The 12,223-nt window shown below is 56.3% G+C and carries 6 protein-coding genes; 1 reads left to right on the top strand and 5 read right to left on the bottom strand.

What is annotated here, in order from left to right:
- A partial coding sequence (locus tag IQ273_RS10185; protein WP_194023057.1) for a hypothetical protein occupies nucleotides 1-529 on the bottom strand: 529 nt, incomplete at its 3' end.
- Between the two features lie 186 nt (nucleotides 530-715).
- Between IQ273_RS10185 and IQ273_RS10180 the strand changes: the two genes are divergently transcribed.
- The gene (locus IQ273_RS10180) at nucleotides 716-1,402 is read left to right on the top strand and encodes an SDR family oxidoreductase (protein ID WP_194023056.1); all 687 of its coding nucleotides are present in this window, start codon (nucleotides 716-718) and stop codon (nucleotides 1,400-1,402) included.
- Nucleotides 1,403-1,729: 327 nt separating this feature from the next.
- Here the strand turns inward: IQ273_RS10180 and IQ273_RS10175 are convergent, their stop codons facing one another.
- Genes IQ273_RS10175 through IQ273_RS10160 form a run of 4 tightly spaced genes read right to left on the bottom strand, consistent with a single transcriptional unit; the run spans nucleotide 1,730 to nucleotide 11,984 of the window.
- Nucleotides 1,730-3,670, bottom strand: a complete 1,941-nt coding sequence (locus IQ273_RS10175; RefSeq protein WP_194023055.1) for a response regulator — start codon at nucleotides 3,668-3,670, stop codon at nucleotides 1,730-1,732.
- 3 nt (nucleotides 3,671-3,673) lie between these two features.
- Entirely contained in the window at nucleotides 3,674-4,126 is a 453-nt protein-coding gene (locus IQ273_RS10170) for a response regulator (protein WP_228052719.1), read from the bottom strand.
- Between the two features lie 5 nt (nucleotides 4,127-4,131).
- Nucleotides 4,132-5,826 (bottom strand): response regulator, encoded by a 1,695-nt coding sequence (locus IQ273_RS10165; RefSeq protein ID WP_194023053.1) that lies wholly within the window; start codon nucleotides 5,824-5,826, stop codon nucleotides 4,132-4,134.
- On the bottom strand, nucleotides 5,823-11,984 hold the full coding sequence (locus IQ273_RS10160; RefSeq protein ID WP_397197496.1) for an AAA family ATPase: 6,162 nt from the start codon (nucleotides 11,982-11,984) through the stop codon (nucleotides 5,823-5,825). Before IQ273_RS10160 ends, IQ273_RS10165 begins: the two co-directional genes overlap by 4 nt.
- Between the last annotated feature and the right edge of the window lie 239 nt (nucleotides 11,985-12,223).

Here is a 12,223-nt window from a genome sequence, read left to right as displayed (position 1 = left end):
GTGGAATAGGGGGCCAGCGCACATCCCACAGTGCCCAACTGGCGGTAGCCAGCAGCAGGGCAATCACCGGGGTCCGCCAGGGCAGTAGGGGGCGATCGCCCGACCAGGCCAGCTGAGGGCTGCCCTCACCGGCCATAAACCGATGCAGCTGATCGCTCAGGGCGGTCGCCGAGAGAGGTGTGCGCACCTCGGGCAGGGTGAGCTGCCGCCCCGGCCCCAGCAGCGTGAGGCGGTGGCAAAAGCGCACCCCACCGCGCGGCGTTTTGTCGCACAGCTCTGAGGCAATGGCAATCTCTTGGAGGGCAAAGCGCTGAGCGCGGGGTAGCCAGGCCCAGGGCTGAGGCCAGATCGCCTGACAGTAGACTTGACCAGGGGCGGCGCGATCGCACAAAACACGGCCAGGGCCGGGCAGACTCAGGCCCCATAGCCCCAGCAGGACCGCACAGAGCAGCAGCACTACCGGCACCCGCCGCAGCCTCGGTGCCCAATGATTCACGGTTGTGTTTGCTGTCACTGTTTTTGCTGCCATGGGGCCTAGCCCTGCCTTCACCAACGGTTCATCCTATCCTGCCATAGGGAACCGCTACCCCTTGCGCCCTCGGCCAGATTAGGGCATGCTCAGCCATAGTTTGGTGTCTGGCAGCTGGGCCAATCTCACCAGGGCTAAACGCACTCGCGTTTCTAATCACGTATCTCCACGGATCGCTTAGTCACTATGGGCAAACACATTGTCATTACTGGGGTAAGCCAGGGGCTGGGCCGAGCGATGGTCGATGGCTTTGTGGCTGAGGGCCATACGGTCTCGGGCTGTGCCCGCCGCGCTGAGGCGGTGGCCGACCTAGCAACCCAGTACGCCGCCCCCCACCAGTTCACCGCTGTCGATGTGCGAGACGATGCGGCGGTGGCGGATTGGGCCGAGGCCGTCATTGCCGCTAATGGCTTGCCCGACCTGGTGCTTAACAACGCCGGACTGGTCAACCAGCCTGCGCCGCTGTGGAGCGTACCAGTTGAGGAGTGCGACGCCGTCATCGCCGTCAACCTCAGCGGCACCTGCAACATCATTCGCCACTTTGCCCCGCCCATGGTCGAGCGGCGATCGGGCATTTTTGTCAACTTTAGCTCGGGCTGGGGGCGATCGACTTCGCCTGGGGTGGCTCCCTACTGCGCGACCAAATGGGGCGTTGAGGGGCTGACCCAGGCCCTGTCACAAGATTTGCCTGCGGGGATGGCGGCGGTGGCGCTCAACCCAGGCATTATTCACACCGCCATGCTAGAGACCTGCTACGGCGACGATGCCGCCGCCTATACCCCCATTGCGACCTGGGTAAAGGCGGCGGTACCGTACATTTTGAGTATTCAGCCGAAGGATAATGGGCGGGCCTTAACCGTGCCGGGGGCGTGAGCAGCAGCGGAAGAAAGGAGAAGCTGTCCGGCTAAGCCGCCGAGTACCGTATGGCAAAAATACGCCCACCGCTTTGGCTCCCTTGCTCCCTAGTAGACAGCGGCATAAGTGTGGCGACTATTGCCAATCGCGAGGGAGCAGGGGGGCTAGGGAGCTAAGCAATTCGGAATGGTGAGCATATTTCAGCCGTCAAGTACTACAGCCGTAGTCATGCTGGTTAGGACACTCACAAATCCCCAAAACGTTCAAACGTTCATCTAGAAAATGTCTCAACCGGCCTGGCTACAGTTATAGCTTCAAAAATAGTGCCTACATTACCCTGAGTTACTAGCCCTCGGGCGTAGTTTGCAGCGCTTCGTGTACTACTTTAATTAATTCTTCGATGGTGTAGGGCTTGGGCAAGAAGCTTTGAATCGTAAGAGAGGCAACGGAGGTCAGTTTAGCGTTGTGGTAGGGTAGTCCGCTGACGGCAATGGCTCGAACCTGAGGATTAATTTTTTGGAGAACTCGAAAAGTGGTCGCCCCATCTAGAGAGGGCATCATCATGTCGATAACGACTAATTGAATATCGCTTTGGTGCTGGGCATAGAGCGCGATCGCATCTAGGCCATCGCAGGCGGTTAAAACGCGGTAATCATAGGCTTCTAAAGCGGCCTTAGTGACTTCACAAACGGGGGCTTCATCATCGACGACTAAAATTAGCTCCTGATTACCAACTAGGGCTTCTGTAGGGCTGATCTCTGAGCGATCAGGCGCAATTACGGCAGGCAAGAAAATTTTGAACTGCGCCCCTTGATTTACTGAGCTAGATACGGTGATAAAACCACGATGGCTCTTAATAATGCCCAGAGTCGTTGACAGCCCTAGCCCAGTGCCGCTACCCACGTCTTTGCTGGTGAAGAAAGGCTCGAAAATGCGATCGAGGAGTTCAGGCGAAATGCCGCAGCCGCTATCGACAACGGTAATCACAATATATTTGCCAACTTTAGCATCAAGGTATTTGCCGACTTTAGTATCAAGATTTGTGGAGATATAGTTGTCGTCTAGAATCAGATTTTCGGCTAGAATTTCGAGCTTTCCCCCTTGTGGCATGGCATCGCGGGCATTGACGCACAAATTCATCAGCACCTGGTGAATCTGAGTGGGGTTGCCCGTAATAGTCCAAAGATCGTGAGGAGTGTCTACTTCTAATTCAATGGATTTGGGAAAGGTTTCTCGGATAATCTGCTGAATTTCTCGAATTAAATGCCCCACCTGAAGGACCGTATCGTTGCCGTCAGTACCACGGGCAAAGGACAGCACCTGTTTGATAATTTCGGCTCCCCGCCTGGCATTGGTTTCTAGCACCTTCAGCATGTGCAGGCTGCGCTCATCTAGATTGCTAGATTTCATCTGCAACAGCTGAGCGGTAGTCAGAACCGGGGTCAAAATATTGTTGAGATCGTGGGCAATGCCGCTGGCCAAGGTACCGATGCTCTCTAGGCGCTGAGCGCGAAAAAATTGAGCTTCAAGCTGTTTTTTGGCTGTAACATCGGTGCTGACGACGAGAATAAATTGGGGCTGATCGTCATCGTCGCGCACCAAAGCCCACCGGCTTTCAACAATAATTTTTTGGTCAGTTTTGGTAATTTGGTTGAGTTCTCCCTGCCATTCATTTTCAAGGATGAGCTGTTGCTGAGCAGCCTGAACCTGGGCTAAATCATTTTGTTGATATAAAAGATCGGTGGTTTGTTGGCCCAAGGCTTCTGCACTCGTCCACCCGTATAGCCGTTCTGCGCCCTTATTCCAAAACAAAATTTTGTTTTGCACATCGCGAACGAGAATGGCGTCTGTAGCAATATCTAAGAGCGCTGCTTGCTCACGAATTTTCTGCTCGGCCCGCTTCCGTTCAATCGCATAGCGAATTGAACGCACCAGCAGTTCACCGGTAATGTGGCCCTTGACCAGGTAATCTTGCGCCCCGGCTTGAACCGCGTTGAGCGCCAGCGTTTCGTCATTTAAGCCGGTGGTGACCACAATTGGCACGTTGCGCTCCTGCTGCTGCAGCTGTGTAAAGGTGGCAAACCCCTGACTATCGGGCAGAAATAGGTCTAACAACACAACATCGAAGGGGGTTTCTTTGAGGTGTTGTATACCTTGGCTGAGGCTGTCGGCATAGTGGAGCTGAATGTGAACCGAGACGACCTCCCGCAGCAGCTCCTGCAGCAGACGACGATCGCCAGGATTATCTTCAATTAGCAACACGCGGATCGGGGCTTGGGAATCCATGGTTTACTCCGAGGGTAGCTCGACCATAGATAACCAGAAGTCTTCAATAGATCTGATGCTTTTTGTAAAGTGCTCTAGGTCAATTGGCTTGGTGATATAGCAATTGGCATGGAGGTTATAAGCGCTCATGATATCTTCCTCGGCGTGGGAGCTGGTAAACACAATGACCGGAATATGCTTGAGCGTTTCATTGGTTTTGATCGTTCTGAGCACGTCCAACCCGCTGCGTCGCGGCAAATTGAGGTCTAGCAAGACCAGTTGTGGATTGGGTGCCTGGCTATAGGGAGCGGTGCGGGTCAAAAAGGCGATCGCCTTTTCGCCATCGTCTACCACATTTAGGCGGTTGCAAATTTGGCCTTCTTTTAACACTTCCTGGGTTAGTCGAATATCGCCAGGATTATCTTCGACCAGCAAAATTTCAATCGGATTTAGGGACTCAACAACAGACTTAACCATCACCATCAGCTCATGCCCCCCGCTGGAATCGTGAAGTAGAAGGTTGATCCCTGATTTAGTTTAGACTGTACCCAAATTTTACCACCGTGCCGCTCAACAATTTTCTTGCAAACCGCCAGCCCTATCCCTGTCCCTGGGTAGGTGATTCGATTATTTAGCCGTTGGAAAATCACGAAGATTTGGTCAGCATATTGGGGGTCAAGACCAATGCCATTGTCTTGGACAGAAAACAGCCAGTCATCTTCCTTTTGACTGGCTTCAATGTCGATTTGAGCTGGGGCTTCACCGCGAAACTTAATGCCATTGCTGATCAAGTTTTGGAAGAGCTGGATCAGCTGGGTGGGGTCGGCCTGCACCTGGGGCAGCTCGTGATAGGTGACAACCGCCCCGCTTTCTTCGATCGCCACCTTGAGATTGGCGATCGCTCGCTCGACCGCCTGCGTACCGCTGGTCAGTTCAAAAGCCCGCCCCTGGGTGCCCACGCGGGAGTAGGTCAGCAGGTCATTGATCAGCGTTCGCATCCGCAGGGCACCGTCGACGGCAAACTGAATGAAGTCATCGGCATCGGCGTCGAGCTGGCCCTGGTAGCGGCGCTCTAGGAGCTGGAGGTAGCTGGTCACCATGCGCAGCGGCTCTTGCAGGTCGTGGGAGGCGACGTAGGCAAATTTTTGCAGTTCGTCGTTGGAGCGGGCCAGCTCCTGACGCTGCGAAATTTCTTGCTCTAACAGCTGGGCCTGGGTGAGGGCTATAGCCATTTGGTTGGCGAGCTGCTGGAGCAGTTCGGTTTCGAAAGCCGTCCACTGGCGGGGGGTCGAGCACTGGTGGGCGATCAGCAACCCCCACAGATCGTCCTGGGCGATGATCGGCACCACCAGCTTGGCCTGCACCCAAAACTGCTGCAAAAAATCGACCAGGCAGTCCGAGACCTGCTCATCCTGGTTGACGTCGGCTAGCATGCGAACGCGGCCCTGGCGGTACTGCTGCTTCGACTCTGGGGGGAACACCTCCTGGGGAAAGACCACCCCCATCACCTGCGGCAAACCGGGCTGTACCGCTTCGGCCACGCCGCTGCCGGTACCGTCGGGCCAGAGCCGGTAGACCAGCACCCGGTCGGCCTGGAGAATGGCTTTGACCTCGGTGACAGCGGTTTGCAGAATATCGTTGATCTGTAAAGATTGGCGAATCTTGAGGGTGACGTTAGCAAACAGCTGCGATCGCTGATTTTGCTGCCGCAGGGCCGCTTCGATCTGCTTGCGTTCCTGCACTTCGCGCTCTAGATGGCTATTTTGGGCTTGGAGCTGCTGGGTCAGGGCCTGCAGGCGCAGATGAGTCTTGACCCGCGCTAGCACCTCTTCGTACTGTAGCGGCTTGGTAATAAAATCGACCGCGCCCAGGGCAAAGCCTTTAACCTTATCAGGCGTATCCGTTAGCGCCGTTAAGAAAATTACCGGAATGGCAACGGTCGTCGGGCTGGCCTTGAGGCGACGACAGGTGTCAAACCCGTCCATGCCCGGCATCAGAATGTCGAGCAGAATTAAATCGGGAGCAGCATAATGAGCCTTATCAAGGGCGCTTTCGCCATCCTCGGCAAACAAAACCTTGAACCCAGCATTGCTCAAAAAATCGAACAGCACCTCCAGGTTGGTGGGGGTGTCGTCTACGACCAAAATGGTGCCTGTATTGGCGGTGTCCTCGCTCATGTCGGTGGTTGATAACGTTGGATCAATGCGATCGCCTGTCTTCCCTTATAGCCCATCGCCAGCTGCCTTAGCTGAGTGGTAAAGGTCGCCCACTGGGGATTGAGCGCTTCTAGCCGCTGGGTGTGGGCGACAACGCCCTTGAGGTCACCCCGATGGGCCAGATCGAGCAGGGCGCTGAGTTCTGAGGCAGGCGGAATGGCAGCGGATGAGAAAGGGAGATCAGCGCTGGGTTCAGGGGCCGCAGGCTGGCTGGAGAGGTCGCTGGCGGGTTGGCTAGCGGAGTCAGGGGCCTCGTACACCCAGTCCAGCCCTAGGTGGGTCTGAAGCGTTTTGAGCAGGGCGGCTTCGTTCACGGGCTTGGGCAAAAAGGCGTCGCACTGGGCTTCCTGGCTCAGTCGCTGGTCCAAGGCCAGCACGCTGGCCGACACGGCAATCACCTTGATCGCCTGCAGTTCGGGGCTTTTCCGCAGTCGGCGGGTCATCTCAAACCCATCCATCAGCGGCATGACCAGATCGACCAGCACCGCATCGGGCCGGTGCTGCCGGGCTTGCTCTAGCCCGGTCTGGCCATCGGCCGCCTCTAGCACCCTAAAGCCCAGGGGAACCAAAAAATTGATCAGCACTGCCCGGTTGTAGTCTTTATCGTCGACGACCAGGACACTGCGGCGATCGCCCCTGTAACCCGCGATCGCCTGCCTCACCTGCCCCTGTATCCGGCTATCCCGCTGAGACACCAATAGGTTGAGGTCAAACCAAAACCGACTGCCCTGGCCCAAGGCGCTGGTAACGTAAATGTCGCTGCCCATCAGCTGTACGAGCTGGCGGCTGATCGCTAGCCCTAGCCCCGTGCCCTCACTGCGGCGATCGGGCTCGGGGGCGCAGTAAAACGGGTCAAAGATCTGCGCTAGCTGCTCAGGCGCGATTCCAATGCCCGTGTCTTCAATTTGAAAGCGAATGGAGCCAGCCGTCGAGACGCCTTCGGGCTGATGTTGCTCATCAGCGCCAGCAGGCCACTGGTGGGCATACCCCACCGTCAGCGTCACGCGGCCCGTCTCGGTAAACTTGACGGCATTGCCCAACAGGTTGATCAGCACCTGCTGCAGCCGCTTTTCATCGGCCTCTACAAACTGGGGCAGGGCCGAGAGCACCTCGTAGTTGAGCGTAATCTGCTTTTGGCTGGCCCGAACGCGGCAGATCTCCAGCACGTTCTCTAAAAAATGGGGCAGGTGAAACGGGTTGGGGTGCAGCTCCATTTTCCGCGCTTCAATTTTAGATAAATCGAGCACGTCGTTAATCAGCGTCAGCAGGTACTCCCCACACTGGTGAATGACATTCAGCCCCGTCTGCTGCTGCTCGGTGAGGGTCTGATGCTTTTTGAGCACCTGACTATAGCCCAAAATACCGTTCAAGGGCGTGCGCAGCTCGTGGCTCATGTTAGCCAAAAACTCACTCTTGGCGCGGCTGGCCACCATCGCCGCCTCTTCGGCCCGCTGTCGTTCCTGAATTTCCTGCTGTAGATAGACGTTGTTCTGCTGTAGCTCCAGGGTGCGGGCGGCGACGTTGGCCTCCAGGGTGCGGTTGGCCTCCTCCAAATCGCCGTAGAGACGGGCATTTTCAATCGAAATGGCCGCCTGCCCCGCCAGCAGCTGCAGCACTTCTAGCCGATCGGGCGTGAAGGCCCCGGTGGTGAGATTGTTCTCCAGGTAGAGCATCCCCGTCAGCTGCCCCTGGTGCAGGATGGGGGCACAGAGCACCGACTTGGGCTGCTGCGCCTGGATGTAGGGATCGCTGGCAAAGAGATCTTCTCCGGTGGCATTGTTGAGCACCAGAGCCGCCTGGGTGCGAGCGACATAGTTGACCACCGACAGGGGTAGAGTCGAGGCAGCGTCTGTGGCCGGGCTTAGTTCTGCCTCCCCCTGGTGCACGATCGCATCGTCGCCCACCTTTCCTGAGGCTCTGATCACCAGCTGCCCAGCGCTTTCGAGCAGCAGCAGGCCCTGCTCGGCCCCGGCATTTTCTAGCACAATCTGCATCAGCTGGGCGAGCAGATCGTTCAGCACAATTTCCCCAGAAAGGGCCTGAGACGCCTTCATGACGGTGGCTAAATCAAAGCCCTGAAACCCGCTAGTCGATTTCGTATTGGTGACCCGCGAGGGCGCTGCGATCGCCTCCCGACCCGAGGCCGAAGCCAGCAGCTGAGGATGCTGGGTCTCTAGCTGCTGGGCTTTGGCGATCGCCCCCCAGCGCAGATAGCCGTAGTACGCCTCGGCCAGATACACCTGCGCCACCTTGTCTCGACCGGCAGCGAGATAAAACTCGGCGGCTCGTTCGTTGGCCAGGGCTTCTTCCTGGCTGTAGCCCTGCTCGCGGGCGGCGGCAATGGCGCGATCGTAGTGCTCCATGGCCTGCCAGGGTTGACCCAGCACCCGGGCGCGCTCAGCCTCGACCAGGGCGTACTTGTGCTCAAAATTCATCGGGGCGTGGTCGGCCCACCGCCGCAGCTGTGCCTGATTTTGCTCGACTTTGCTAAGCACGGCACTGAGTATCGATTCGCCAGAACCGGCCCCAGAACCGGCCCCAGAAACAGGCTCAGGTGCAACCTGCGCCAGCTGGGCCAAAGAGTCATAGAAGTAGAAGACGGGCACCACCAAAAAGGCCTTCACCCCATCCAAATACTGTTCGGCCTGGGCGGCATCGTCTAGGGCCTGCCCATACTGACCAAATAGGTAGCTGAGGATCAGTTTGTTGAGATAGAGGTAGTGCAGACCGGTGCGATCGTTTCCGGCGGTGAGCAAAGGCAGGGCCACGTCTTCCTGGTAGATGTCTCCTTGTAGGCGGTAGGGCTGCTCGCAAGACTGGTCAGAGGACTGGTCAGGCGAGCCCGTCAAATTCAGCACCGCCTGCTGCACAATCTGATTCCAGCCCAGGGTATTGTCCTGCTTGAGCTGGGCCAGGGCGTTGCTGATAGCGGCCATCTCAGGGGCGAGCTGGCTGAGATCTTGCCCCATTAAATAAGCATGGTGGCAGTGCTGAATGGCCGCATAGCCGCCGTATTCAAACTGGCCGTTTTCTAGACCGCTTTGGTAGCCATCCCACAGCAGCGACAGCGTGTCTCGAACGTGCACCTTGCCGTGCAGCGTGCAGGCCCCGGCCACAAAGCTGACGCTGGCTTTCAGCTCCACAGCGTTGAAGGTTTCAATCACCCGTAGGGCCAGGTTGCCGAACTGATAGGCCGCCTCAATATCCTGCAAAATGCCGTTGAGAATGACGCCATAGCACACATAGCCGTAGGCGGCAAAGGGCGAGCTGCCATAGGTGACCGATAGGTTCACCTGCTCGCAGATCACCAGCGGAAACAGGTGCGGGGCCGCCTGGTAACAGGGCGACCCCAGGCTGGTGAGCATTCGCACGGCGGCCAGCCTTTCAGAATCGCTCATCGGCGGCAGATTCAGCAAGTCATCGGCACTCTTGCCCACCAGCGTGGCGGCGGTGTGGGCCAGCGTCTGCTGAATATCTGCTCCACTGGGCGATTCGGGTATGGTTATGCCTAAGTGCTCCAGCGCCTGTAGGCCAATCTGAACCGCTTCGCGCTGCTTGACCTGGGCCATACAAGCCTGAATTTTAACCTCGTACACCTTCATGGTGTGAATGGGCGATCGCACCCGCTCTAGCGCCAAGGCTATCCACGTGTCCATCTGCTCAAAGTCGCCGTTCAAGTAGGCCGACTCGGCGGCAGACTCATGCAGGGCCAGGGTGAGGTTGTACTGCTGTTGCCAGCTCGTAGCGGGCAGTAGGTCTAGCCCTACCCTCAAGTAGCGCAGGGCAGAATCGTAGGCGGCAGCGGCTTTGGCCTTTTGGCCCGCGATTCGGTTGAGTTCTGCCAGTTGATAAATCTCTGCTTCAGCGGTGAGTAGCTCGGCCCCGTAGTTGAGCTGGTTAACAATGGCAAAAACATTCTCGTGGCGCTCTGCGGCCGAACTGTTTCGCAGCAGCAGCTGGCCAATTTCGAGGTGGGTTTCCTGCCGCTGCGACTCGGGAATCAGCGAGTAGGCCGCCTGCTGCACCCGGTCGTGCAAAAACTTGTAGGCGATCGCAACGGCAGGGTGGGCGGTCAATGGCGGAGCCACCTGTTCACCCCGACCGGCGGCATCTAGCGCCAGCGGCGGGCTGGTCGGGGTGAGGGGCACGACCAATTCTGCCTGCAGAGCCTCCCACAAATCGGCGACTGTGTCGGCTGGGGTAGATTGATTGACAATGGCCAACACATCGAGCCCAAATTTATCGCCAATGCAGGCCGCTAGCTTTAAAACCCGCTGGGTTTGAGGAGAAAGTTTTTGAATCTGACTCACCATCAGTTCAACCACATTCTCAGTAATGGCAATCCCCTGCAAAACCTCAATATTCCACCGCCACTGGCCCTGATCAAAATCAAACCAGAGCTGCCGATCTTGGTACAGCGATTTCAACAGCTGGGTGAGAAAAAACGGGTTGCCCTGGGTTTTCTTAAAGACCAAGGCGGCTAAAGGTTGAGCCTGCGCCTCGCTGGTGTGTAGCGTATCGGCCACCAGTTGATTGACTTCAGGTAAGGTGAGGGGTTGCAGCACAAGTTTATGCGCGATCGCCCCTGCCGCCTGAATCTGCTCTAGGGTATGCATTAAGGGATGGGTCAGGCTGACTTCGTTGTCGCGGTAAGCGCCCAGCAGCAGTAAATAAGAGTTTTCTGGACTGGTCACCAGCCGTTCAATCAGCTTTAGAGAGGGCAAATCGGCCCACTGCAAATCGTCTAGGAAAATAGCCAGGGGATGCTCAGGCTGGCTAAACACCCGAACAAACTGCTGAAAGACCCGATTAAAGCGGTTTTGCGACTCCGATGGCCCCAGCTGAGGCACCGCCCTCTGAGGGCCAATAATTCGCTCCACCTCCGGAACGACATCAATAATGATTTGACCGTTGGCACCCAGAGCACGAAGCAGCTTCGCTTTCCAGTCGGCAATCTGGTCGTTGCTTTCAGTTAGCAGCTGCCGCATCAGCTCCTGAAAGGCCTGAGCCAGAGAAGCATAGGGCACATTGCGCTTGAACTGGTCAAACTTACCGGCAATAAAATACCCCCGCTGCCGATAAATCGCTTTATGAACCTCATTCACCAGCGACGTTTTGCCAATGCCCGAATAGCCGCTGACCAGCAAAAGTTCAGCTGCCCCAGCGCTAATGTGCTCAAATGCCGTCAGCAGCGTGGCGACTTCAGCTTCTCGCCCGTAGAGCGTCGGCGGAATGAGAAATTGGCTGAAACAATCGAGCTGGCCCACGGGGAAAGCCGCGATCGTGCCGGTCTGCCGCAGCTGGTCTTGGCAGGTAACCAAATCGGCCTTTAGCCCCAGGGCACTTTGGTAGCGATCTTTAGCGGTTTTGGCCAGCAGCTTCATGACCAAATCAGCCAGAGCCTGCGGAATGGCGGCGTTGATTTGGCTTAGGGCCGCAGGTGTTTTAGCGATGTGGCCATGCACCAACTCTAGCGGGTCAGTCGACTGAAACGGCAGCTGCCCGGCCAGCATTTCATAGAAGGTGACACCCAGGGAGTAAAAATCGGTGCGGTAGTCGATCGCTCGATTGATGCGGCCTGTTTGCTCAGGCGATAGATAGGCCAGCGTGCCCTCTATTAGGTTGGCGTTAATCGCGGCTGCATTCTCCTGAGACTGGCGAGCAGCAATACTAAAGTCAATAATTTTAACCTGCCCACTTTGGGGGGCAATCAAAATGTTGTGGGGGTTGATGTCTTTATGAATAATCTGGTTTTGGTGCAAATCTACCAGGGCAGACGTGACCTGAATCGCAATGTCTAGAAACTCATCGACGGTGAGTGAGTGATGACTTAAATAGTCTTTTAGAGCAATGCCGCCGCAATCTTCTAAAACGAGCGCCAACCCATTTTTATGCGTATTAAGCCCTAGGGGCTTAATAATGCCTGGATGGTCTAAGCTCTCTAAAATACTAAATTCGTACCTGAGCCGAGTAATCTCTTCTAGTGACGGGTATTCAGCTTTTAGCAATTTAACAACAATAGGCTGCTGATTTTGTAGCACCACCCCAGCATAAACTCTGGTATGAGCCCCCTCATACATGAACCGCTGTAGGGTATAGTCAATCGCCACTGTTTTCAAAGCTACCGGAGCACCTATCTATCAGCTTACCCATAAGCAGTCTATATGCAGGGAGCGTTACTGCTAATAAATCGAAACTGTCACGAGTCGGCAAAGAATCGAAACAAACCTTCTTAAAATGGTCAGAGTTTTTATTCTAGTCACCGTCCCCCTGAGCGGAGTCAAAGTCTAATACCGTCCCCAAAGCGGAGTCGTTGACGGAGCCGCCCAGAGGGGCTAGGGAACACATCGGGTAGGAT

It is taken from the genome of Nodosilinea sp. LEGE 07298 (genome assembly GCF_015207265.1).
GTDB lineage: Bacteria > Cyanobacteriota > Cyanobacteriia > Phormidesmidales > Phormidesmidaceae > Nodosilinea.
The sequence above is the reverse complement of the archived record's forward strand: the minus strand, read 5'-3'. Positions and strand labels throughout refer to the sequence as shown.

Bases quoted from the DNA above. Each gene is read 5' to 3' on its own strand.
- IQ273_RS10180 (WP_194023056.1), top strand. From the start codon at position 716: ATGGGCAAACACATTGTCATTACTGGGGTAAGCCAGGGGCTGGGCCGA.
- IQ273_RS10175 (WP_194023055.1), bottom strand. From the start codon at position 3,670: ATGGATTCCCAAGCCCCGATCCGCGTGTTGCTAATTGAAGATAATCCT.
- IQ273_RS10170 (WP_228052719.1), bottom strand. From the start codon at position 4,126: ATGGTTAAGTCTGTTGTTGAGTCCCTAAATCCGATTGAAATTTTGCTG.
- IQ273_RS10165 (WP_194023053.1), bottom strand. From the start codon at position 5,826: ATGAGCGAGGACACCGCCAATACAGGCACCATTTTGGTCGTAGACGAC.